The organism is Morganella sp. Je.2.23 (assembly GCF_051129855.1).
GTDB classification, from domain to species: Bacteria; Pseudomonadota; Gammaproteobacteria; order Enterobacterales; family Enterobacteriaceae; genus Morganella; species Morganella sibonii.
In genome coordinates this window covers 22058-44788 of record NZ_JBCPSQ010000003.1, presented here as the reverse complement: position 1 = coordinate 44788, position 22731 = coordinate 22058, and the positions used below count along the sequence as shown (strand labels likewise).

The window sequence follows — 22731 nt, the reverse complement described above, 5'->3', positions numbered from 1 at the left end:
CGCACATGAGTCAGCAAACAGAAAAACCACAGGGCAGACTTTATGCCATCGGCACCGGTCCCGGTGCCAGTGACCTTATCACGGTGCGCGGCGCACGGATTATCGGTGAGCTGGATATCCTGTATGCACCGGCCGGTAAAAAAGATGCCCCGAGCCTGGCACATACCATTGTCGCCCCGTATATCACCGGTAAAACCACGGTGAAAACCTATCACTTCCTGATGAAAGCCTCGCAGGAAGCGAAAGAAGCAGTCTGGGATGAAGTCGCGCAAGCGATTCAGGACGATGTGGCTGACGGTAAAAAAGTCGGCTTTATCACCCTGGGTGATTCCATGCTGTTCAGTACCTGGGTTTCCCTGCTTGAGCGTATCGGCAATCAGCCATGGCTGGAAGTGATTCCGGGCGTGACCTCTTTTGCCGCTATCGCATCACGGGCAATTGTCCCGCTGGCAATGGAAAACCAGAGCCTTGCCGTCATGTCGTGCACCGCATCTCCGGAAGAGCTGGAGCATGCGATTACGCATCATGAATGCATTGTGTTAATGAAAGTCTATGGTCGTTTACAACAGGTACGCGATCTGCTCCGCCGCCATGATTTGTTTGATCATGCCATCCTGATGGCCGATGCCACACTGGAAAGTGAACAGTGCTGGCGGCGCCTGGATGAGATCGACGACGAACAGACACTGCCTTATTTCTCAACGGTATTAATTAATAAAACCCGGAAATAATTCGGTGAGGTTGTTATGCAACAGAAACTCACAAAGTTCTCGTTAACCGGTGCCGCCGTCACAATTCTGCTGATGATTGCACCCCAGGAAGCCTTTGCCATGCATATCATGGAGGGCTTTTTACCGCCGATGTGGGCGATTGCCTGGTGGCTGATATTCCTGCCGTTCCTCGGCGCGGGGATTGTCCGCCTTAAAGCGATTGTTCAGGAAGATGCCAACCAGAAAGTCCTGCTGGCACTGTGCGGTGCCTTTATCTTTGTCCTTTCCGCGCTGAAAATCCCGTCAGTGACCGGCAGCTGCTCTCACCCTACCGGGGTGGCACTGGCGGTGATCCTGTTCGGGCCATCCGTGGTGGCCGTGCTCGGCTCCATCGTGCTGCTGTTCCAGGCATTATTGCTGGCACACGGCGGACTGACCACCCTCGGTGCCAACGGCATGTCGATGGCGGTGATCGGACCGATCGTCGGTTATCTGGTCTGGCGTTTCACCACTAAACTGGGCTGGCGTAAGGATATCTGCGTCTTCCTTGTCGCGGTGATAGCGGATTTAACCACCTATTTTGTCACCTCGGTGCAGCTCGGGGTTGCTTTCCCGGATCCGCAGATGGGGATGGGTGCGGCAATTCTGAAGTTCATGGGTATCTTCTGTCTGACCCAGGTGCCGATTGCCATTGCGGAAGGATTGCTGACCGTACTGGTTTATGATCAGCTGGTGAAACGTAACCTGGTGGGTAACGAGGTGCGGGCATGAAAAAGACACTGATTTTACTGTTTCTGACTGTTGCGATTTTTATCATCCCGTTCTTTATTGACCACGGCGGTGAATACGGCGGTTCAGATGATCAGGCAGAACAGCAGATCCTGGCTATCGCGCCGGATTATGAACCCTGGTTTGAGTCTCTGTATGAACCGGCCAGCGGTGAAATCGAGAGCCTGCTGTTTACGCTCCAGGGCTGTCTCGGCACGGCTGTGATTTTCTATGTGCTCGGTTATTACCGCAGCGGCCGGAAAAATGCAAAGTCTTGATGCCCTGAGTTATCAAAGCCGCTGGCGCCAGCGCGATCCGGTAGCGAAATTCGCTTTCTGGGTTGTGATGATGGTTCTGGCCATGAGCCTGCCGCCGGCGGGCCAGGCGGCTTTACTGTTGTGTATTGCGGCGTTTACCTGCTGGTTACTGCGGGTATCGCCGCTCCGCTATCTGAAATGGCTGCTGATCCCGTTCAGTTTTCTGGCTGTGGGTCTGGTGGCCATTATTATCTCCTTTTCCCGCACACCGGACACGATGTTGTGGGGCGTACAGATTGGTCAGTACTGGGCCGGTCTTGATCCCGCCGGTCTGGCAACCGCCAATCAGACTTTCTGGCGCAGCATGGCAGCCCTCGCCGCCACGTTCTGGTTTATGCTCAATATGCCGTTTGAGCAACTGATCAAACTGATGAAACGCGGCCGTCTGCCGCTGGTGCTGATCGAACAGATCCTGCTGACCTGGCGCTTTATCTTTATTTTTCTGGAAGAGGCCGCCGTTATTTATCACGCACAATCCCTGCGCTTCGGCTACCGCAATCTGCGCACCGGTTACCGCTCACTGGCGATGCTGGTCACCATGCTGTTTTCCCGCGTGATGATGCGCTATCAGCAAATGTCCGTCGCACTGAATGTGAAGCTCTATCAGGGAGATTTCCACCTGTGAATAATCATCCGCAATTAGCCGTCAGCGGTCTCACCTTCCGCTATCAGGACGATAATATCCTGAAAAACCTGACTATGGATTTCGGCGCGTCTCAGGTCACCGGTATTATCGGTGCCAACGGCTGCGGAAAATCCACTCTGTTTATGAACCTGTCCGGTATTCTGAAGCCACAGGACGGTCAGGTACTCTGGCGCGGTAATCCGCTGAAATACGATAAAAAATCATTGCTGGAACTGCGTCAGCATGTGGTGACCGTCTTTCAGGACCCGGATATGCAGATTTTCTACACCGATGTCGACAGTGATATCGCGTTCGCCCTGCGCAATCTCGGGGTGGAAGAAGATGAGATCAAACGCCGGACAGATGAGGCACTGCGGCTGGTTGATGCCCTCGCCTTCCGCGATAAACCGGTACAGCACCTGAGCTTCGGGCAGAAAAAGCGCGTGGCTATCGCCGGGGCGCTGGTGATGCAGTCAGACTATCTGCTGCTCGATGAACCCACCGCCGGACTGGACCCGGCCGGCCGGCAGCAGATGATCGATCTGCTGGCCCGCATTGCCGCTGCCGGTAAACACATTGTGATTTCCAGCCATGACATTGACCTGATTTATCAGGTCTGTGATGGTATTTACGTGATGTCGCACGGAGAAGTGTGCGGCCACGGTGCACCGGAATCCGTTTTCCTGCAAAAAGAGATGATCACCGCCGCCGGGCTGGAACAGCCGTGGCTGGTCAAACTTCACTGCGAAACCGGACTGCCGCTGTGCAAAACTGAACAGGCGCTGTTTGCACAATTGCAGCAGCAGACAACCCCCGCCGCCGGAACACACGAGGTAATGGCATGACATTTTCACTGATGATCCAGGGTACTGCTTCCGATGTCGGAAAAAGTGTATTAGTCGCCGGATTCTGCCGGATTTTCTCTCAGGACGGGCATCGCTGTGCGCCGTTCAAATCACAGAATATGGCGCTGAACTCGGGGATCACCCGTGACGGCAAAGAGATGGGCCGCGCGCAGATCTTTCAGGCGGAAGCCGCCGGTATTGAACCGGATGTGCGCATGAACCCGGTTCTGCTCAAACCGACCTCTGACCGCAAATCTCAGGTCATCCTGATGGGAAAAGTCGCGCAGAATATGGATGCGGCGGAATATCACCTTTATAAACCGCAGCTGAAAACCATGATCCGCAATGTTTACAATGACCTGGCTTCCGAGCACGACATCATTGTGCTGGAAGGCGCGGGCAGCCCGGCGGAAATCAATCTGCGCGACGGCGACATTGTGAATATGGGCATGGCGGAGATGATCGGCGCACCGGTGATCCTGGTGGCGGATATCGATCGCGGTGGTGTGTTCGCCTCCATTTACGGCACACTCGCCCTGCTGACCGATGACGAACGCGCGCGGGTGATCGGCGTGATCATCAATAAATTCCGCGGTGACGTTGCTCTGCTGATGCCGGGCATTAAACAAATCGAAGATCTGACTCACGTTCCGGTACTCGGCGTGCTGCCGTGGCTGGATGTGGATCTGGAAGATGAGGACGGCGTCGCGTTACAGGTCGGTAAATATGACGGCAAAACCGAAGAAGTGCTGGATATTGTGGTGGTTCAGCTGCCGCACATTGCCAATTTCACCGATTTCAATGCCCTTGCCGCCCAGCCGGATGTCCGTCTGCGTTATGAATCCGATCCGCTGCTGGTCGGTGAACCGGATCTGCTGATAATCCCCGGCAGCAAAAATACCCTCGGTGACCTGCTGTGGCTGCGCCAGAAAGGGATGGATAAAGCCATCCTCGCCCGCCATCAACAAGGCACACCGGTTGCAGGGATCTGCGGCGGCTATCAGATCCTCGGCAAACATATTTATGACGATGTGGAGTCCGGGTTATCCGACTTACCGGGCCTGGGGCTGCTCGATATCACCACCCGCTTCTCCCCGGAAAAAAATACCACCCAAACAGCCGGTACCGTGTGCGGCACACTGCCGGGGATCTGGTCTGCCTGTCAGGGTGAACCGATCAGCGGCTATGAGATCCACATGGGCGTGTCCGAAACCGGCCCGGATGCTATTCCGTTCGCACAAATGCACGAGAAAAACCGCGAGCCGTGCAACCATGCTGACGGCGCGGTCAGTCCGGACGGCAGTGTGATGGGCTCTTATCTGCACGGTATTTTCGACCGGAATAATTTTACCCGTCCGCTGCTCAATCAGCTGCGGAACAAGAAAGGGCTGGAACCGCTGCCTGAAAGCACATTTGACTACGCATTGCACAAAGAGCAGCAGTTTAATATTCTGGCGCAACAGATGAGAGAACACCTCAATATTGATGAAATCTGCCGTCTGATGTATGCGCACAAGGAGAAAACAGCATGATTTTGATTACCGGCGGCGCCCGCAGCGGTAAAAGCCGTTTTGCCGAGGAACTGGTGGATAACCGCTGTCACAGTGCACTCTATATCGCCACCTCCGTAATAACGGATGATGAAATGGCCGCCCGCGTGGCACGCCATAAAGCCGATCGCCCGCAGCACTGGCGTACGTGGGAGGGTTTTAAAAACATTGCTCATGCGATCCGCTATGAACGCAAACCCGGCGAAGGAGTGATGCTGGAGTGTATCACCACGCTGATTGCCAATCTGCTGTATGACGCATCAGGCGGTGCGGACCCGGACACGCTGGATTATGCCAAACTGGAGATCGGCATCAACAGCGAAATCGACCATATTATTGACGCCTGCAAAGAGAGCGAATGTCCGGTGTATATCGTCACCAACGAACTGGGAATGAGCATCACACCGGAAAACCGGCTGGCACGCCATTTTGTCGATATCGCCGGACGTATTAACCAAAAACTCGCCCGTCAGGCTGAACAGGTCTGGCTGGTGGTTTCCGGGATCGGAGTTCAGATCAAATGAATCTGAAATATCTGTGGGCCACGCTTCAGTTTATCACCCGTATTCCGGTGCCGCAGCGCTGGAGTGAAGGCACTGAATTTCAGCAGTACGGGCGCGGCGTGCCGTTTTTCCCGGTCGTCGGGCTGATTGCCGGGGTGATTGCAGCACTGCTGACCGTGTGGATAGCAGGAGCGGCACACAGTCCGCTGATTGCCGCACTGGGCTATGTGCTGGCGCTGATCCTGATCACCGGCGGTTTTCACCTCGACGGCCTGGCGGATACCTGTGACGGTATTTTTTCCGCCCGCAAACGTGAAAGAATGCTGGAGATCATGCGCGACAGCCGCATCGGTACGCATGGCTGCCTGGCACTGATTTTTGCCCTGATGGCAAAATCCACGGCTGCGTATGAACTCCTCGCCTCCTCTTCCCTTTCGCTGACTGCCGCCGCCGGATTACTGATTTGCGCCCCGGTCGCAGGCCGCACCTGTATGTCGCTGGTGATGTACAACCAGCGCTATGCCCGTGAGGGGGAAGGCATGGGTAATATTTATATCGGCCGCATCAGTCTGCGCCAGTTTGTCATCACTCTCGCCACCGGCGCGGTGATTGTCACTGTTGCGGGCGGGATGAAAGCCCTCGGTGCCCTGATTGTCACTGCCTTTATCATTTACGGGCTGGGGCGTTATTTCCGCCACCACCTCGGCGGACAGACCGGGGACACTCTCGGTGCTGCTGAAGAGTGCGGGGAAATCATCTTTCTGCTCGCGCTGTCCTGGATGTAGGCAGGATGAGCATCAGCCGCTTTATCCTGGTCCGCCACGGGGAAACCGCCGGAAACAAAGACGCTCTGTTCTACGGCAGCACGGATTTACCGCTGACGGAACACGGTCACCATCAGGCGGCAACCGTGGCCTCTTATCTGCGGGATATTCAGATAGATACTATACTGATCAGTGAATTACAGCGGGCAAGACAGACAGCGGAATACATCCGCCCGCCGGAAAATCATCACTATCACTGTGATCCGCGCCTCAATGAGATGCACTTCGGAGAGTGGGAAATGCAGCATTACAGTGAGATTGCCGCCCGTTTCCCGGCTGACTGGGACACCTGGATGAAGGACTGGCAGCATGCCGCACCCACCGGCGGAGAGCCGTTTCCGCAGTTTGCGGCCAGGGTTCAGGCGGTAGCGGACGAACTGCGCCGGGAGGCGTCAGAAACCCCGGCAACCCGGCTGATTGTCGCCCATAAAGGCGTGCTCGGGCTGATCATCACCCGCTGGTTCGGCCTGCCCGCAGAAGCCATGTGGCAGTTTCCCTGTGAACAGGACAGTTACAGTGTGGCGGAATGCCGCGACGGATTTATGACATTAGCTGTATTTAACGGGCGATCCTGTTTTACGCCTGTTGTTTAATTATAAAAACAGAATGTGAGCATAAGAAAAATGACAACACTGAAAGACCTGATCCGGGCGATCCCATCCCCGGATCACGCAGCCATGCAGGCGGCAGAGCAGCATATCAACGGACTGGCAAAGCCGCCGCGCAGTCTCGGACGGCTTGAGGAGCTCGCGATTCGTCTTGCCGGTATGCCGGGGATTGAACATCCGGATAATCTGCAGAAAGAAATTATTGTGATGTGCGCGGATCACGGCGTATTTGCAGAAGGCGTTGCCGTCACCCCGCAGGAAGTCACCGCGATCCAGGCGCGTAACATTCAGAAACAGCTGACCGGCGTCTGTGCCGTTGCCCGCAGTAACGGAACCAGCGTACTGCCGGTGGATATCGGCATTGACTGTGACCCTATCGATAACATGATTTCCCTGAAACTGGCACGCGGCTGCGGCAATATCGCCAAAGGCCCGGCAATGTCTTACGCCGATGCGGAACATCTGCTGGTCGCCAGCGCGGAGCTGGTAAAACAACGGGTTGCCGCCGGGATCCGCGTTGTCGGCACCGGGGAACTGGGTATTGCCAATACCACACCGGCCTCTGCCATGATCAGTGTCCTGTGCGCGCTTGATCCGCATGATACGGTCGGGATTGGCGCCAATCTGCCGCTGGATCGCGTTTCCCACAAAGAAGCGGTGGTCCGGCAGGCTATCGCAGTAAACAATCCTGACCCGGCAGATGCCATTGATGTGCTCGCCAAAGTCGGCGGATATGATCTGACAGGGATGACCGGTGTCATTCTGGGTGCCGCGGCCTGCGGTATTCCTGTTGTGCTCGACGGCTTTTTATCTTACGCCTGCGCAATTGCGGCCTGCCGTCTGGCGCCTGCGGTCCGGGACTATCTGATCCCGTCCCACTTTTCTGCCGAGAAAGGCGCGGGTATCGCGCTTGAGCAGCTCGGTATCAAACCTTTCTTATATTTGGATCTCCGGCTGGGTGAAGGCAGCGGCGCGGCATTAGCCATGTCCGTCATTGATGCCGCATGCAGCATGTATTGTCATATGGGGCATCAGGCCGGCAGCGGTTTCACCCTGCCGCCATCCCCCATCCGGTAAAATGGATTATATTTTTAGGGAGTAAAACGCTATGCGAAAGAAGATCCCGAAAACGGATTTACTGATCACCTTTGAAGCTGTTGCACAGTATGAAAGCTACACCAGAGCAGCGGAAGAATTATCACTGACTCAGAGTGCGGTTTTCCGCCAGATTGCCGCGCTGGAAGAATTTCTGAATGTGTCGCTGTTTCATCACGTCCGCAAACGTATTTTCCTCAGTGATGCCGGCAAACATTATCTCGGACTGGTGCATGACACCCTGGATAAACTGGAAAAAGACACCCAGGATATTATGTCCTGGCAGTCATCACAGCAACTGTTTGAACTGGCGGTGACACCAACCTTCAGCACACACTGGCTGATCCCGAACTTACAGAGTTTTCGTGAAAAACATCCGGAAATCGCATTAAGTATCAGTGCATTAACCACACCGGCCGATTTTACCAGCCTGAAATACGATGCCGCGATCATGCGTGAGGATTTCTGCAATCCGTGGCCAGATTTTGAATATCTGTTTGAAGAAGAGCTGGTACCGGTGTGCAGCCGCATGCTGTGGCGGGATGACACAATCAAACTCACCACCGGTCAGCTGCTGGAAGAATTCACCCTGCTGCATCAGACCACCCGCCTCGACGCCTGGAGTGACTGGTTCCAGCTCTCGGGCATTCACAACCCGAAAACCCGGGTCGGCCCGCGCTTTGATCTGCTTTCAATGCTGATCTCTGCTATCCGTTCGAATCTCGGTGTGGCGCTGCTGCCGCGCTTTGCTATCCAGAAAGATCTGGAAAACGGCGATTTGGTGATCCCGTGTGACCTGCCGATGAGTACCGGCAACCGCTTTGTTCTTACTTATAAAGAGGACAAAAAAGGATCACTCAACCTGCGGAAATTCAGTGACTGGATCCATGAGAAATCACGGGAAAAAGAACTGATTTTGTCTTAATAAATATGCCCTCTGCTGATACAGAGGGCATACGTTCTGTTACCGGTCAGCACTGCACCGTACTAATTACTTTTTATCTTCCGCTATCCGCTTACGGATATTTTCTGCGCGCTCTGTGGTCGGCGGGTGAGAATCAAACATACTGTTCTGCCCTTTGTCCATTTTCGAGAGCTTTTCAAACCCGGTTGCCAGACCTTCAGTGGAAATACCGCGTTTTTTCAGCAGATCATAAGAATAATTATCCGCTTCTGTTTCCTGAAGCTGAGAGAACTGGGCATTAACCAGTTTTACACCCATATCAGCAAACTGAGAATTACTCAGCTGGGACGCAATCCCCCCTGCTGAACCTGCTGCGGTTTTTGCCGCCACGGCCGCATAAGCAACCTGCATGGCTTTCTTCGTATGACCGAGGCCGACATGCCCTAATTCATGTCCCAGAACACCTTCGATTTCATTATCATTCATGATATCCATCAGGCCGCTGTAGACACGGACACAGCCGTTGGCCATCGCCCAGGCATTCGGTTCATTGGTCATATAGACTTTGTAGTTCACTTTGGTTCCGTTTACATCAGAACCTAATGATTTGGCGATTTTTTCCATGCGGACCGCATATTTTCCGGATGCCGGTGCAACCTGATTTTGCGCATCCATCTCTTTGCAGGCGCCATCAGACAGCTTTATCATATCCGCATCAGACAGGGTTGCTGCCTGAAATAACTGGCCGCCTGACTGTGCCAGACTGTCATAATTCATATTCTGGCAACCGGCCAGAACAACAGCAGATACCGCAAGAGCAGAGATTGTCTTTAATTTCATTATATTAGTTTCCGTTTTTTTACAGGGTATTTCTCCGATTTGTAAAAATAGCAATTCCGGTTTATCCGGCACCAGCGGTCTATTCTGAAAAACGGGTATAACACCGCCGTACCGGCAAAAAAAATCGCCCCGTATAAGCGGAGCGATTATTTATAACAGTGTGTATTAATGAATACTGTATTGATGAAACTGATTACCAGTCGATACCTTTCTGCGCCTGAATACCGCTGTCAAACGCGTGCTTGACCGGACGCAGTTCACTGACGGTGTCTGCCAGATCGGTGATATCGCGGTGACATCCCCGGCCGGTAATAATCACGCTCTGATTTTCAGGGCGGTTTTTCAGATAACTGATAATCTCATCCAGGTCGATATAACCATAGCGCACCATGTAAGTCAGCTCATCCAGCACCACGAGATCATAGGACGGGTCCTGTAACATCGCTTTGCCGTACTGCCACACTTCCTGTGCCGCTTTGGTATCACCCTCTTTATCCTGTGTGTTCCAGGTAAAACCGGTGGCCATAATATGGAACTCAACCCCCAGTTTTTCCAGCACATTGCGTTCACCGCATTCCCACTGGCCTTTGATAAACTGCACCACGCCAACTTTCATGCCGTGCCCGGCGGCGCGGGTCGCAGTACCAAAGGCCGCTGTGGATTTCCCTTTCCCGTTACCGGTGAAGACCATCAGGACTCCGCCGGTCTTCTGAGCCGCGGCAACGCGCCCGTCGACATGCTCTTTCAGTTTCTGTTGCCGTTGTTGATAACGTTCGTCGCTCATGCAAACTCCTCAGGGAAAGTGTTGGATCAGGCAGGCTGGCCTGCCACGCATTTCTCACATTTTTTCGTCTGAACCTGTTCGAAGAAGTTATTCCCTTTGTCATCCACCAGGATAAAGGCCGGGAGCCCTTCAACTTCCATTTTCCAGACCGCTTCCATACCCAGTTCAGGGTATTCCAGAATCGCCAGACTCTTCACATATTCCTGTGCCAGAATCGCCGCTGAACCGCCGATGCTGCCCAGATAGAAGCCGCCGTGTGCTTTACAGGAATCGGTCACCGCCTGACTGCGGTTGCCTTTTGCCAGCATCAGCATACTGCCGCCCTGCGACTGGAACAAGTCCACATACGGGTCCATCCGGTTACCGGTGGTCGGGCCGAGAGAGCCGGAGACCAGTTCTTCCGGTTTTTTCGCCGGACCTGCATAGTACACCATATGATCTTTAAAATACTGCGGTAATCCCTGTCCGCTGTCCAGACGCTCTTTCAGTTTCATGTGCGCGATATCACGGGCAATGATAAGCGGACCACTGAGAGAGACGCGGGTGGAGACCGGATATTTGCTCAGCTCTTTCAGAATTTCAGCCATCGGCCGGTTCAGGTCGATGCTGACCATGTCGCTTTCATTCTCTTTGCGCATGGATTCCGGAATGTAACTTGCCGGATTGTATTCCAGTTTTTCCAGCCAGATCCCGTCTTTGGTGATCTTCCCTTTAATATTACGGTCAGACGAACAGGACAGAGCCAGACCAATCGGGCAGGAACCACCGTGACGCGGCAGACGGATCACACGGATATCATGGGCGAAATATTTACCGCCGAACTGTGCACCAAAGCCGAATTCACGGGTCGCTTCCAGCAGTTCCTGCTCAAGCTCACGGTCACGGAAAGCGCGGCCCAGCTCATTACCGGTATCCGGCAGATTGTCATAATATTTGGTGGAGGCCAGTTTCACCGTTTTCAGGTTCATTTCCGGTGAAGTACCGCCGATACAGAACGCAATATGGTACGGCGGGCAGGCCGTGGTGCCGAGATACTTCATTTTGTCGATCAGGAATGCTTTCAGACGATCATGTTCCAGAATCGCTTTGGTTTCCTGATACAGCGCGGTTTTGTTGGCAGAACCGCCGCCTTTGTTGATAAACAGGAAGTGATATTCTGCGCCTTCAGTCGCCAGAATATCAATCTGTGCCGGTAAGTTGGTACCGGTATTCACTTCCGTGTACATATCCAGTGCCGCGTTCTGTGAATAACGCAGGTTTTCGCGCTGAAATGTGTTGTAAATACCACGGGATAAGCATTCCGCATCATTGGCGCCGGTCCACACCTGCTGACCTTTTTTCGCCACGATAGTCGCGGTGCCGGTATCCTGACAGTTCGGCAGAACACCTTTGGCTGAGATTTCCGCATTGCGCAGCAGTTGCAGCGCGACATATTTGTCGTTTTCGCTGGCCTCAGGATCGCTTAAAATCTGTGCGACCTGCTTCTGATGTGCCGGACGGAGGAAATAGGAGGCATCATGCACGGCCTGCTGGGCAATCAGTGTCAGCGCTTCAGGTTCAACCTTAAGCATCTCACGGCCCTCAAATGTCGCCGTGGAAACGTGCTCCCTGCTCAGCAGATAATAGTCCGTTTTATCTTCCGATAACGGGAATGGCTCCTGATACTCAAAAGTTTTATTTGTCATTATATTCACTCGTATTAAATCAGAAAAATGAAGAACGTATTGACGCACAATTTAAAAATAAATTTACCTGCCACGATTATGGTGGCTTATTACACACGAAAACAAATGATTAAAATGAAGAAGTTGGTGAATTTCATGAAGGAACAGACACGTATCACACCATTTTAATATCATTATTAAATTCATTTAAAAACAATGATGTAAACTGTAAATTAACGATTTCAAAATGAGAAAATAACATATTACTGTTACATTTGATGATTGAATTAAATTTATAAAATAAAAAACCAAAATTTATTTTAATAAAAATGAGATCTTAATACGGAAATACAGAACAATGAAAATGTAAAAGTGTTAAGCGGGTCATGAGATGCAGACTGTGAATATAAAAAAACACAGGTAAAAATCCGTACCTGTGTTTTTTTCATACCTGAAACAGATTCTTCAGCCTGCTTTTTTCAGCAGCTCCGGCTCTGTCATATCAACAACCGTTACCGGCGGTTTTCCGTGACAGCCTTCCCCGTAATGCTCGCCTTCCCAGCGGCCGACAATCGCTGCCCCCATCGCGTTACTCATCACGTTGGTCGCAGAGCGGCCCATATCGAGGAACGGATCGACACCCATCAGCAGAATTAATCCGGCTTCCGGAATATTAAACTGTGTCAGTGTGGCGGAAATCACCACCAGTGAGGCGCGCGGCACACCGGCCATACCTTTTGATGTCAGCATCAGGATGAGCAGCATGGTGATCTGGTCGCCCATGGAAATCTCAATATTACAGGCCTGCGCGATAAAGATAACCGCAAAAGAGCAGTACGCCATTGAACCGACAAGGTTAAAGGAGTAGCCAATCGGCAGCACAAAGCTGGCAATTTTATTGGAAACACCAAACTGTTCAAGCTGCTTCAGTGTGCCGGGGAACGCCGCCTCAGAACTGGACGTGGTAAATGCCAGCAGCGCCGGTTCGGTGATCCCTTTGGTCAGGCGTAAAATGCAGCGCCCGGTAATCAGAACCGCCAGGCCGATTAACACCAGCCATAATGTGGCCAGCGTCAGATAGAACTCGCCCATAAAAATACCGGCTTCCAGCAGTACCACCAGCCCGCGCTCGGCAATCATCCCTGAAATGGCGGCAAAAACGGTCAGCGGCGCAAACAGCATGACATAACCGGTCAGTTTCAGCATCAGGCTGACCACCGATTCCAGCACCGTCAGAATCGGTTTACCTTTTTCACCGATAGCGGAAAGAGCAACCCCCATAAAAATAGAAAAAACAACGATCTGCAAAATTTCATTGCGGGCCATCGCATCAACGATACTGGTCGGGATCAAATGGGCGATAAAGTTTTTCACCGAAAACGCGGCGGTCGCCATATTGTCCACTACAGTATCCGCCGGTGCCACAAAGTTAATACCGGCACCCGGTTTAAGCAGATTAACAATCAGCAACCCGAGCGTAATGGAAATAAAAGAAGCACATACAAATAAAAACAGAGTTTTGGAGAAAACCCGCCCGAGTGTCTGCGCATCCCCCATTTTTGCAATACCCACCACCAGCGTGGAGAGGATCAGCGGCGCGATAATCATTTTAATGAGTCGCAGGAAAATATCCGTCACCACTGAGATATCGGCAGAATATTGCTGATTGAACCCGGGTGTGGCCAGATTGTTCAGCGCAACGCCGACAATCACCCCGATAAATAATGCCGCCACTATCCAGGTCGTTAAACTTTTTGACTTCATACTATCTCCATAATGCTGATGTACTTAATCCCCCGGAGACTTAAAAAAATCTGATTAATTTCTTCTGAGCCTGACGGCCGCAGAAAAAATAACAAGCAGAAAGTGAGGGAGTTCAGAACAAAACTGACATCTGCCTTTAACAAAATGATCAATAAAATACACCGCTATTGACATAGTGATGTGTTATTTTACCGGGCGGACTGTACATAATTCCGCCATTACTTTGTCGCAGATAAAGAATTACATAACAGATGTTACGTAATAAAGTGTGTTTTAAACCATTATTTACATCAGATTAACGCTGATGTTGTTTTTTTATACTACCGGCCGTTTTTCAGATAAAAAATACGGCTCTCCTGAAATCATACTCCTTTTTTATTTGATGTCCCTCTCTTTATTTTTTAATTTTTTGTTGCTGATAAAATAAGCACGCCGTTATTTTTCATTAAATAAATTAATAAAAAAGGGCGGCATCAAATGCCGCCATCAGAGGACCATGGTGAGAAAAAAGGCTTATTTCGGCTGAATACCAAAGGCGCGGAAATTGCCGGTCTGTGTGATAAATGTGTTGTAGTATTCATTCTCCGCCACCGTATTGGATGACGCGGACCCGGCAGAGGCAGAAACCAGATCCATCGTGACCTGATGGATCTCTTTATTCAGCTTATCGTGAATATCCGGATCGTCAGACTCTTTAATCTGCTTCAGCAGGCCGGTTAATTTCAGTGCCTGCTTCTGTGTTTCAGCATCTTTGAACTGCGGCTCCGGAATGGTGTAATCGAAGGTCATATTAACGGAGTCTTTCAGCTCATCACCCGGTGCAGGCGGCTGTAATTTTTCACCGTAATCGGATTCGACATACGCCACCAGCTCCGCTTTATCAAAACACTTGGTTTTAATATTACCGACAGACTGACGGTTACTGGTGGTAATTTCGGCCGGGAACGGCGTGCCGACCGGGTAACTGCAATTAAACAGATTATGGTCAATCACCGTGGCATTACTGCTGCGTACCGGCATCTGTATATCATGGCCGTTAATGGTGACATCATACATTGCCGGTTTAAAACGGTTACTCTGCCCTTCGACCGCGTAGACTTCAGACAGCATATAATAGACGTGATTATCCGGGTTAATAATGCCGCCGCTGTTATTGTCATACACCATAAAGTTCTGTTTCTCACCCGCGGCATTTTCAATGCTGTGCATACCCGGTGATAATTTCAGTTTTCCGGCAGTACCCGGCTCAGTGGTGTATTCTTTGTCATCCACTTTAAATGTCAGTGTGCTGTCAGCCGGATTACTGTACCAGAATTCATTTTTGGTACTGTCCGGGTCCAGGCTGTCACAGGCCGCCATTAATAATACGGCAGAACCTAATACACTTAGTTTTATTGCGGTTTTCATAATCGGTCTCATCATATTGTTCTGAACACAGCCCCGATATTATCAATCCTTATTTACCCGGCATAGGATAAATTACTGCCAAATTCCGGCGGCTAAAAATACAATAATCAGGAAAAGCCGGAAAATAACAGAATGATGACTTATATCATCAGGAGTTATTGTGTTTTTTCCGCAGTTTCTTTTCTGTTATCGCCAATTCGCATTATTACTGTCACAACCAGCAGAATAGAAAAAAGCAGATTATTTTAATTCGTTATTAATATTTAACTATTCGGCATCCGGTGATGTTATCGCGCATTATGTGCACCCTGACAATATTTCTGTATGACAATACCCGGTTCAGTGATATGTTTTTTTTATTACTTCATTTTTGTGCCGGATAATCATCATGATGATTTTTTTTGCTGTGGCGCTCGCTCACTTTATCGCTCTGATAAGCCCCGGGCCTGATTTTCTGCTGATTATAAAAAGTACCCTGCGTAACAGCAGACGGGTGGCATTCGGTGTTGTCTCCGGTATTGCCACTGCCAATGCACTGTATATTGTACTTTGTCTGGCCGGTGCAGGCGCTATCCTTGCACAATCTGTCACGCTGATGATTCTGATTAAATTGTTCGGCGGAGTATTCCTGCTCTTTATCGCATGGCAGGCATTACGGGCAAAAAAATCTGATTACCGTTTTCTGATGGCACAGGCAGCAGAAGATAAAAATACGCATCCGCAGAGTACGTTCACCAAAGAATTTCTGGTCGGCTTATCCTCCGGCCTGTTAAATCCCAAGAATTTATTATTCTATTTAAGTCTGTTTACTGTTGTACTGGAAAGTCAGGATAATTCCGCACTATTTAAAACCGGTATTGCACTCTGGATGGTGATGGCTGTATTAATCTGGGACAGTCTGATTATGTATCTTCTGACTCGTCCCGCAGTACGTCAGCAATTTAATCGCTGTGCCTTCTGGATCGATAAAACCGCCGGTATCATTCTCGGTCTGGTCGGACTGAAAATTATTCATATGACATTTAAAAGCACACCCTAACTTAATCAGGATATTACTGTGACTGCTGTTTTACGCCATTGTTTTACCGCCCTGCTGATTATTTTTATTTCATTGCAAACGGCTGCGGCCGGGAAAAATATCCCGGCAGAAATAAACGGCCTTAACGGCACACTGACACTGCCGGAAAATACCGCACCAAAAGGTGCCATTTTGTTTATTGCCGGTTCCGGTCCGGTAGATCGTGACGGTAACAGTCCGGCCAGCCGGACGGATAGTCTGCGGATGCTGGGGGATGCCCTGAGTGACGCCGGATATATCACACTGCGGACAGACAAAACCGGTACAGGTGCCGGTGCTGCAACCGTCACGCCGGCAGATATCACCTTTACCGGTTATCTGCGGGATTATCAGGCGTGGTTTGATTTTCTGCAGAAGCGTTATCCGGATATTCCGGTGTACCTGCTCGGTCACAGTGAAGGCGCGTTATTTGCCACCCTGATGGCTCAGGAACAGAAACCGGCCGGGATAATCCTGGTCTCTCCTGCGGGATATACCATCGATATTATCCTGAAAAAACAAATGAGTACCCAGCCATTTCCGCCGGAAGCACTGACCTATATCAACGATGTCATTGACCGGCTGAAAGCGGAGAAAACCACGGAGAATATCCCGCCCTCCCTCAATATTTTGTTTTCACCGGAATTACAGCGCTATTTCATGGTGTGGATGCAGTATGATCCTGCGGAAGAACTGGCAAAGGTCACCGTACCGGGAGTCATTATTCAGGGCGGGCATGATTGCCAGATAAGCCCGGATAACGGCGGCCGTCTTATCCGCACCGCGCCGGATAATCAGTATGCGGAGATCGCGACAATGAATCACGTTCTGAAAGAAACACCTGCGGACTGCGCAGCCGCCATCAGCAGTTACAATAATCCGGCGCTGCCGCTGCACCCGGAGCTGGTTCCGGCTATTACCCGGTTTTTATCCGGCCGCTGATGCCGTATCAGCGGAAAACTGATGTCAGCAAAAACAGATGTCAGCGAAAACCGGTGTCTGTGAAAATGGTATATCAGGACGGTTTTTTCAGTGTTTGCAGAAAGTTATTATAAATCTCAGTAAAATCGTCTTTAAAACCGGGGAATTCGGCAAGACTTTTAATATTCAGGGTAATATGCATCATAAAACCGTGGATCAGGCTGCATAACAGATAAGAGTCATACCTTTTAATTATCTGCTCTGCTATCAGCTGATTCACAATATTATCCACCCGGTTACTGATATAACGCCGGTTAATATCCTCAAATTCATACCAGCCGATCACCGGCATCACTTCCTGAACCGGAATTAATTCCCGGTAATGCTGCTCCAGATAATTCATGAAACTGCGGACAATCATCTTCAGCTCTTCCCATTTATCCGTCAGCGGTTCATTATTACCGAGAGCCTCACTGATCTTCTGCAATTGCATTTCATAACAGTGTTTCAGCAGGTCACTTTTACTTTTAAAGTGGTGATAAAACGCCCCTTTTGTGACCCGCGCATCGCGGGCAATTTCATCAATCGAAACGGACTGATAGCCTTTTTCAATAAAAAGTCTGTGCGCTGAAATCAGTAATGCCAGCCGCGTCCGTGCTGAATTTTCCTGTTGCCTGGTCAGTGTGTTCATGGTAAAAATGCCCTGTTACATACTATCAGTATGTAATCGTATCACAGTATTTTTTTGGGTGCCAACAAACGGGAATCCTTATGCTTAAACATGATAGCACTGTCACGGAATTTATTGATTCCGCGCCGGTCACCGATAAAGAACAGGATGAAAATGCCTTCTATCTCAGTGTGATAAAAGACATTATTTTGTGGATTGAGCATAACCTGGATAAGTCGCTGCAACTGGATGTGGTGGCGGAACGTTCCGGCTATACCAAATGGTATTTTCAGCGGATTTTTAAACGATTCACCGATATGACCCTGGCAGGCTATATCCGCCGCCGCCGTCTGACAAAAGCAGCCACCGAATTACGGCTGACCACAAAGAATATCGGCGATATCGCCCTGAAGTATCAGTTTGATTCCCAGCAATCTTTTGCCCGCCGTTTTAAAGCGGTCTTTAATATGACGCCGACGGCATACCGCCGCAGTCCAAACTGGGATCTGACGACGCTGCAACCACCGGTACAATTGGAAATGCCGCCGCTGCCGCAGCCGGATATTGTTATGCTGGATAATATCCCGGTACTGGAAAAAGGTTATCACTACCAGTCTCCGCTGGATGAAATCGGCCATCTGCATGAAGAGATCCGCACAACATTCTGGCGTGATTTTATCCGCCTGGTATCACCGGAGCTTCCGTACTGCTATGTCCGCACAGACTATGACCGGACGTCAGAGCAACCGGATTGTATTGCTATCGGCTATCATATCGGTGTGGATGATCCGGCGTTTATTGTACGGGAAAATGAATTGACCCCGGCGGTGATCGGCAGCGGAAAATATGCGAAATTCCATTTTAACGGCCTGTTCAGTGATTACCGGGATTTCACGTTTAATGTGTATTTATACGCATTGCCGCAACTCGGATTATGCCGTCGTCCCGGTTCGGATATCGAAAAATATACCCGTACCGAAGCAATGAGTGATAATCCGCCTGAACATCTGTGTGTAGATTATTATATTCCGGTTCTGTGATCCCCCTCATTTCCTCCCTGTTCATACCGGTTATTTTCTGTTACAGAATAAATAACCGGTATCTGACATAACATTGATTATTATCAGCAAATAACAGCACTGTTATTTTCAGGTTGTTATATAATATACCCTGTTATTCAATATCAATACGTCATCCTCCGGCAGTTAAATACAATTACCACGGACGGACCTATGAATAAACTGACTCCGCTGAAACCCGTTCCTTCCTTAATCGCGATTCTTATTACCTGTATTATCTGGTTTGCTGTTCCTGTACCTGACGGTGTTGATCCTAACGCGTGGCACCTGCTCGCGCTGTTTGTCGGCACCATCGCCGCTATTATCGGCAAAGCACTGCCTATCGGTGCGGTTTCCATGGTGGCGATTGCACTTGTCGCCCTGACCGGCGTCACTAATCCCGGTTCAGCAAAAGCGGCGCTCGCTGATGCCCTGAGCGGCTTTTCCAATGAGCTTATCTGGCTCATCGGGATCTCTATTATGGTTTCTCTCAGTCTGAATAAAACCGGGCTGGGGGCACGTATCGGTTATTATTTTATTTCTCTGTTCGGCAAAAAAACGCTGGGTATCGCCTATTCGCTGGCGATTGCCGAAACCGTGCTGGCACCGGTTACCCCCAGTAATACCGCGCGCGGCGGCGGAATTATCCACCCGATTATGCGTTCAATCTCTGACAGTTTCGGCTCGAAAGCGGATGACGGCACCAGCGGGAAAATCGGCCGCTATCTGGCCCTGGTTAATTACAATACCAACCCCATTACGTCCGCGATGTTTATCACGGCAACCGCGCCTAACCCGCTGATTGTTACTCTGATTGTGCAGGAAGCCGGAAAAGGGGCGGAACTGAGCTGGTCGATGTGGGCCGTGGCCGCATTTTTACCTGCGCTTATCTCGCTGATCACCATGCCGCTGGTGATCTATTTTCTGTATAAACCGGAAATCACCGCCACCCCGGATGCGCCTGAATTTGCCCGTGAGCGTATCCGCGAGCTCGGCCCGGTTTCCCTGCCGGAAAAAATCACACTCGGGGTCTTTATTCTGCTGCTGGCATTGTGGGCCGGTGTGCCCGGCTGGCTGTTCGGCAGCGAATATAACGTTAATCCGACCACCGCCGCCTTTATCGGCCTTGCCGCCCTGCTGTGCAGTGGTGTACTCAGCTGGGATGATGTTCTGAAAAATAAAGGGGCATGGGATACGGTAGTCTGGTTCGCCGCACTGGTGATGATGGCATCGTTTCTCGGCAAGCTCGGGCTGATCAAATGGGTTTCCCTGACGGTCGGCAACGGTATTGACCACCTGGGGATAAGCTGGACCGGCGGGATGCTGCTGCTGGTGTTATTTTATGTCTATTCTCACTACTTTTTCGCCAGTACCACCGCGCATATCACCGCGATGTTCGCCGCATTTTATGCCGCCGGACTGGCACTCGGCGCACCGCCGATGCTGCTCGGGCTGACTCTGGCGTTCTCCTCCTCGCTGATGATGTCACTGACCCACTACGGCACCGGTACCGCGCCGATTATTTTCGGTTCGGGGTACACCACACTCGGGGAATGGTGGAAAACCGGTCTGGTGATGAGCATCGTCAACCTGGTTATCTGGATTATCGCCGGCAGTCTGTGGTGGCGGTTCCTCGGATACTGGTAACAGACCGGCCCGCATTATCGTCCTGAATGTATTCTTTGCCGAATTAAGAATTATCGTATAAAGAATACTTATATACTGACCCCGCAGTGTTTATCAGTAATATCAGGGGAGATGATGCAAAAGGAAATTGTGCAGCCGGTTTCTGCGGATACCGGTGTGATTGAGCAGTTCGCGGATAATCCGTCGCCCTGTGCGCCGCTGACCCCGTCAGCGGAAACCCGCTATCTGAAAGCGATGGCGCAAACTGATCATTATCACCGTCGTTATAATCCGTCTTATGCCCTGCTGGATGAGGCGGAGCCTGCACCGGTGATCCCTGCCGCCCTGTTCCGCAACGGATGCCCGGCCACGCACACGGATACAAAATACGCGGATATGGCTGAACGGGCCATGGCATCCCTCCTCCGCCTCAGCGGACTCACCAGCACGCGTCCGGCCCGTTTTCTGCTGCTGACACCACCGCAGCCTGCCGGACACAAGGCATACGACACCCCGCAGTTCCCTGAACTGACACAATTCGCACCGGTGAAAGAGTGTGTCACCGCCGTCTTCGCGGATGGCCAGCCGAATACCGTGCTGGCCTGGGCCGTGCTGATGGAATGGGCGCAACACAGCGATCCGGTATATATCGTTGCTGCCGCACATCATGCGGCCCGGTTTGCTCAGAACAGCCCGGCACCTTTTACCCTGAAAGGGGAGATCCGCATACTGAGCAGTCACAGCCGGCGCAGCCACTGCCGGATGATTGCAGATAAACTGCCGGAGATACTTCAGGCATCGTCTGTCATCATCCGTGAAATCTACAGCACACCGGCGCATCCGCTGCACTATATCAGCTGCCGGGAAGGGCATTTTCACATCCCGCAGTTTTCCCGCTTTATGCTGATCAGTGAGGACGGCAGTCCGGCTGCGGCAGACAAAAGCGGCCTGTTACAGCTGAATACCCCGCTGCTTACACCGCTGCCTGCCCAGCGCCTGCTGACGACAGATATATGTGAACAGGGAACCGGCTGTGCCTGCGGCAGTACATTGCCCTGGATATCTTACTGCGGCAGTATCGCCGCGCGGGACGACCTCAGCGGAGATGAGATATGATGACAGACGCTATCCCCCGGCGCATTGCTGCCATCAAAGACCGCCTGTCCGCCATACTGAGCCGGAAACCGGAATTCTCCGCAGATCCGGCAACACACTCATTCTGCCGGATGCGCCTGCAATGGCTGGCTGACTCCCGTGCTATTGATACCGCAGCAGAGCATGCCCTCAGCGGCACATCCCGGTATGCGGCAGAACAGGTCCTGATCATTGATGAGGGCGGTAACCCGCTGACCACCGCGGAGCTTATCATCGCCGCTTATATCACCGGTACGGCGCTCCGCATCAGAACCCGCAACCACTGCGACTGGCTGAATATGCTGTGCGGACAGCCCGGTACGGACTCTGTCACCTGCGAATTTGCCGGGCCGGAACAGCATGACACCGCACTGCTGCACAGCGCGGATACCGTCGTGGTGACCGGAAACGATGCCCTGATCCGCCACTGGCGGAAAATTACCCCGCCGCCTGTCCGCCTGATCGAAAACGGCCCGAAAATCAGCGCAATGATAATCTGCGGCACGGATTTACCCGCACCGGAACTGCTCCTGTGGGACACCTGCCTGTTCCTCAGGGAAGTCAATGATTCACCACGCTTTATTCTGCTCGACAGCCCGATGATGGCAGAGCGGCTGTACAGCTCACTGTCACAGGTACTGAATGAACTGCCCTGTCTGCCGCAGCATACCCGTTTACACCAGATGGTAAAGGCACGGGAACTGTCACTGCGCCATGTGCTGGCACCTGATCTCCGGCCGCCGGTTTACAGTACGGCATCCGGCTGGGGGCTGACACTGCGGAGGACGTTTGAACCGGCGCACTGGCTGCCGTACGGTTTTAACCTGATTACCGGTGATCCGGCAGACCATCTGAAGATGGCCGCACGATACCGGCCCGGGCAGTTACAGACACTCGGTTGCTACGGCCGTCAGGATCTGCTGCCGCTCAGGGCATCCCGGTTTTCGCGCCACTGTGACTGCGGGCAGATGCACAACCCGCCGTTCAGCTTTTCCGCGCTGATAACCCCGGTGCAAAATGATATCCGGCTGCGGTGAAATAACACACCGCCGCCTTA

General features: G+C 51.5%; 23 protein-coding genes. 17 read left to right on the top strand and 6 right to left on the bottom strand.

Annotation, left to right across the window (positions count from 1 at the left end):
• Positions 1-5: 5 nt before the first annotated feature.
• Genes AAZR23_RS12475 through AAZR23_RS12425 form a run of 11 tightly spaced genes read left to right on the top strand, consistent with a single transcriptional unit; the run spans position 6 to position 8770 of the window.
• Positions 6-731: a cobalt-factor II C(20)-methyltransferase gene (locus AAZR23_RS12475; protein ID WP_046891995.1), complete on the top strand. Its 726-nt coding sequence runs from the start codon at positions 6-8 to the stop codon at positions 729-731.
• A gap of 15 nt (positions 732-746) precedes the next feature.
• Positions 747-1481, top strand: a complete 735-nt coding sequence (locus tag AAZR23_RS12470) for an energy-coupling factor ABC transporter permease (protein ID WP_046891994.1) — start codon at positions 747-749, stop codon at positions 1479-1481.
• Positions 1478-1756: an energy-coupling factor ABC transporter substrate-binding protein gene (locus tag AAZR23_RS12465; protein ID WP_046891993.1), complete on the top strand. Its 279-nt coding sequence runs from the start codon at positions 1478-1480 to the stop codon at positions 1754-1756. Before AAZR23_RS12470 ends, AAZR23_RS12465 begins: the two co-directional genes overlap by 4 nt.
• Positions 1743-2420, top strand: a complete 678-nt coding sequence (locus AAZR23_RS12460; protein WP_107679489.1) for an energy-coupling factor ABC transporter transmembrane protein — start codon at positions 1743-1745, stop codon at positions 2418-2420. The genes AAZR23_RS12465 and AAZR23_RS12460 overlap by 14 nt, the downstream gene beginning before the upstream one ends.
• Entirely contained in the window at positions 2417-3265 is an 849-nt protein-coding gene (locus AAZR23_RS12455) for an ATP-binding cassette domain-containing protein (protein ID WP_283623416.1), read from the top strand. Before AAZR23_RS12460 ends, AAZR23_RS12455 begins: the two co-directional genes overlap by 4 nt.
• On the top strand, positions 3262-4797 hold the full coding sequence (locus tag AAZR23_RS12450) for a cobyric acid synthase (protein WP_434692923.1): 1536 nt from the start codon (positions 3262-3264) through the stop codon (positions 4795-4797). The genes AAZR23_RS12455 and AAZR23_RS12450 overlap by 4 nt, the downstream gene beginning before the upstream one ends.
• Positions 4794-5339 carry a bifunctional adenosylcobinamide kinase/adenosylcobinamide-phosphate guanylyltransferase gene (cobU, locus tag AAZR23_RS12445; protein ID WP_434692921.1) on the top strand — a complete coding sequence of 182 codons (546 nt, stop codon included), beginning with the start codon at positions 4794-4796 and terminating at the stop codon, positions 5337-5339. Before AAZR23_RS12450 ends, cobU begins: the two co-directional genes overlap by 4 nt.
• Entirely contained in the window at positions 5336-6103 is a 768-nt protein-coding gene (gene cobS, locus AAZR23_RS12440; protein WP_434692918.1) for an adenosylcobinamide-GDP ribazoletransferase, read from the top strand. Before cobU ends, cobS begins: the two co-directional genes overlap by 4 nt.
• Positions 6104-6108: 5 nt before the next feature.
• Positions 6109-6735 carry an alpha-ribazole phosphatase gene (gene cobC / locus AAZR23_RS12435; RefSeq protein WP_434692916.1) on the top strand — a complete coding sequence of 209 codons (627 nt, stop codon included), beginning with the start codon at positions 6109-6111 and terminating at the stop codon, positions 6733-6735.
• Between the two features lie 30 nt (positions 6736-6765).
• The gene (gene cobT / locus AAZR23_RS12430) at positions 6766-7827 is read left to right on the top strand and encodes a nicotinate-nucleotide--dimethylbenzimidazole phosphoribosyltransferase (protein WP_434692914.1); all 1062 of its coding nucleotides are present in this window, start codon (positions 6766-6768) and stop codon (positions 7825-7827) included.
• Between the two features lie 31 nt (positions 7828-7858).
• On the top strand, positions 7859-8770 hold the full coding sequence (locus tag AAZR23_RS12425; protein WP_046891986.1) for a LysR substrate-binding domain-containing protein: 912 nt from the start codon (positions 7859-7861) through the stop codon (positions 8768-8770).
• Between the two features lie 66 nt (positions 8771-8836).
• Here the strand turns inward: AAZR23_RS12425 and AAZR23_RS12420 are convergent, their stop codons facing one another.
• The 5 genes from AAZR23_RS12420 to AAZR23_RS12400 form a co-directional block, all read right to left on the bottom strand.
• A complete protein-coding gene (locus tag AAZR23_RS12420; protein ID WP_182107521.1) occupies positions 8837-9589 on the bottom strand; it encodes a M48 family metalloprotease in 753 nt (250 codons plus the stop codon).
• 193 nt (positions 9590-9782) lie between these two features.
• Complete coding sequence (gene cobO, locus AAZR23_RS12415; protein WP_046891984.1) at positions 9783-10373, bottom strand: cob(I)yrinic acid a,c-diamide adenosyltransferase; 591 nt, start codon at positions 10371-10373, stop codon at positions 9783-9785.
• Between the two features lie 26 nt (positions 10374-10399).
• A complete protein-coding gene (locus AAZR23_RS12410; protein WP_166707023.1) occupies positions 10400-12058 on the bottom strand; it encodes a fumarate hydratase in 1659 nt (552 codons plus the stop codon).
• Between the two features lie 444 nt (positions 12059-12502).
• A complete protein-coding gene (locus tag AAZR23_RS12405) occupies positions 12503-13801 on the bottom strand; it encodes a dicarboxylate/amino acid:cation symporter (protein ID WP_218427449.1) in 1299 nt (432 codons plus the stop codon).
• A 513-nt stretch (positions 13802-14314) separates the two neighbouring features.
• Positions 14315-15208: a hypothetical protein gene (locus AAZR23_RS12400; RefSeq protein ID WP_317419831.1), complete on the bottom strand. Its 894-nt coding sequence runs from the start codon at positions 15206-15208 to the stop codon at positions 14315-14317.
• Between the two features lie 388 nt (positions 15209-15596).
• Between AAZR23_RS12400 and AAZR23_RS12395 the strand changes: the two genes are divergently transcribed.
• Positions 15597-16247: a LysE family translocator gene (locus tag AAZR23_RS12395; RefSeq protein ID WP_218427447.1), complete on the top strand. Its 651-nt coding sequence runs from the start codon at positions 15597-15599 to the stop codon at positions 16245-16247.
• Positions 16248-16265: 18 nt separating this feature from the next.
• Positions 16266-17207 carry an alpha/beta hydrolase gene (locus tag AAZR23_RS12390; RefSeq protein WP_434692909.1) on the top strand — a complete coding sequence of 314 codons (942 nt, stop codon included), beginning with the start codon at positions 16266-16268 and terminating at the stop codon, positions 17205-17207.
• Between the two features lie 73 nt (positions 17208-17280).
• On the opposite strand, the gene AAZR23_RS12385 is transcribed toward AAZR23_RS12390, so the two are convergent.
• Positions 17281-17877 carry a TetR/AcrR family transcriptional regulator gene (locus AAZR23_RS12385; protein ID WP_054423647.1) on the bottom strand — a complete coding sequence of 199 codons (597 nt, stop codon included), beginning with the start codon at positions 17875-17877 and terminating at the stop codon, positions 17281-17283.
• 80 nt (positions 17878-17957) lie between these two features.
• On the opposite strand from AAZR23_RS12385, the gene AAZR23_RS12380 reads away from it, so the two are divergent.
• The 4 genes from AAZR23_RS12380 (at position 17958) to AAZR23_RS12365 (ending at position 22711) form a co-directional block, all read left to right on the top strand.
• Positions 17958-18896, top strand: coding sequence for a helix-turn-helix domain-containing protein (locus AAZR23_RS12380; protein WP_166707019.1), 939 nt, complete (start codon positions 17958-17960; stop codon positions 18894-18896).
• Positions 18897-19088: 192 nt separating this feature from the next.
• The gene (locus AAZR23_RS12375; RefSeq protein ID WP_434692906.1) at positions 19089-20561 is read left to right on the top strand and encodes an anion permease; all 1473 of its coding nucleotides are present in this window, start codon (positions 19089-19091) and stop codon (positions 20559-20561) included.
• Between the two features lie 111 nt (positions 20562-20672).
• Positions 20673-21656 carry a hypothetical protein gene (locus tag AAZR23_RS12370; RefSeq protein ID WP_434692903.1) on the top strand — a complete coding sequence of 328 codons (984 nt, stop codon included), beginning with the start codon at positions 20673-20675 and terminating at the stop codon, positions 21654-21656.
• The gene (locus AAZR23_RS12365) at positions 21653-22711 is read left to right on the top strand and encodes a hypothetical protein (RefSeq protein WP_434692900.1); all 1059 of its coding nucleotides are present in this window, start codon (positions 21653-21655) and stop codon (positions 22709-22711) included. The genes AAZR23_RS12370 and AAZR23_RS12365 overlap by 4 nt, the downstream gene beginning before the upstream one ends.
• Positions 22712-22731: the final 20 nt, after the last annotated feature.

Excerpts from the sequence above, each read along its gene's own strand:
- AAZR23_RS12475 (WP_046891995.1), top strand. The coding sequence starts at position 6 with ATGAGTCAGCAAACAGAAAAACCACAGGGCAGACTTTATGCCATCGGC.
- AAZR23_RS12470 (WP_046891994.1), top strand. The coding sequence starts at position 747 with ATGCAACAGAAACTCACAAAGTTCTCGTTAACCGGTGCCGCCGTCACA.
- AAZR23_RS12465 (WP_046891993.1), top strand. The coding sequence starts at position 1,478 with ATGAAAAAGACACTGATTTTACTGTTTCTGACTGTTGCGATTTTTATC.
- AAZR23_RS12460 (WP_107679489.1), top strand. The coding sequence starts at position 1,743 with ATGCAAAGTCTTGATGCCCTGAGTTATCAAAGCCGCTGGCGCCAGCGC.
- AAZR23_RS12450 (WP_434692923.1), top strand. The coding sequence starts at position 3,262 with ATGACATTTTCACTGATGATCCAGGGTACTGCTTCCGATGTCGGAAAA.
- cobU (WP_434692921.1), top strand. The coding sequence starts at position 4,794 with ATGATTTTGATTACCGGCGGCGCCCGCAGCGGTAAAAGCCGTTTTGCC.
- cobS (WP_434692918.1), top strand. The coding sequence starts at position 5,336 with ATGAATCTGAAATATCTGTGGGCCACGCTTCAGTTTATCACCCGTATT.
- cobC (WP_434692916.1), top strand. The coding sequence starts at position 6,109 with ATGAGCATCAGCCGCTTTATCCTGGTCCGCCACGGGGAAACCGCCGGA.
- cobT (WP_434692914.1), top strand. The coding sequence starts at position 6,766 with ATGACAACACTGAAAGACCTGATCCGGGCGATCCCATCCCCGGATCAC.
- AAZR23_RS12425 (WP_046891986.1), top strand. The coding sequence starts at position 7,859 with ATGCGAAAGAAGATCCCGAAAACGGATTTACTGATCACCTTTGAAGCT.
- AAZR23_RS12420 (WP_182107521.1), bottom strand. The coding sequence starts at position 9,589 with ATGAAATTAAAGACAATCTCTGCTCTTGCGGTATCTGCTGTTGTTCTG.
- cobO (WP_046891984.1), bottom strand. The coding sequence starts at position 10,373 with ATGAGCGACGAACGTTATCAACAACGGCAACAGAAACTGAAAGAGCAT.
- AAZR23_RS12410 (WP_166707023.1), bottom strand. The coding sequence starts at position 12,058 with ATGACAAATAAAACTTTTGAGTATCAGGAGCCATTCCCGTTATCGGAA.
- AAZR23_RS12405 (WP_218427449.1), bottom strand. The coding sequence starts at position 13,801 with ATGAAGTCAAAAAGTTTAACGACCTGGATAGTGGCGGCATTATTTATC.
- AAZR23_RS12400 (WP_317419831.1), bottom strand. The coding sequence starts at position 15,208 with ATGAAAACCGCAATAAAACTAAGTGTATTAGGTTCTGCCGTATTATTA.
- AAZR23_RS12395 (WP_218427447.1), top strand. The coding sequence starts at position 15,597 with ATGATGATTTTTTTTGCTGTGGCGCTCGCTCACTTTATCGCTCTGATA.
- AAZR23_RS12385 (WP_054423647.1), bottom strand. The coding sequence starts at position 17,877 with ATGAACACACTGACCAGGCAACAGGAAAATTCAGCACGGACGCGGCTG.
- AAZR23_RS12380 (WP_166707019.1), top strand. The coding sequence starts at position 17,958 with ATGCTTAAACATGATAGCACTGTCACGGAATTTATTGATTCCGCGCCG.
- AAZR23_RS12375 (WP_434692906.1), top strand. The coding sequence starts at position 19,089 with ATGAATAAACTGACTCCGCTGAAACCCGTTCCTTCCTTAATCGCGATT.
- AAZR23_RS12370 (WP_434692903.1), top strand. The coding sequence starts at position 20,673 with ATGATGCAAAAGGAAATTGTGCAGCCGGTTTCTGCGGATACCGGTGTG.
- AAZR23_RS12365 (WP_434692900.1), top strand. The coding sequence starts at position 21,653 with ATGATGACAGACGCTATCCCCCGGCGCATTGCTGCCATCAAAGACCGC.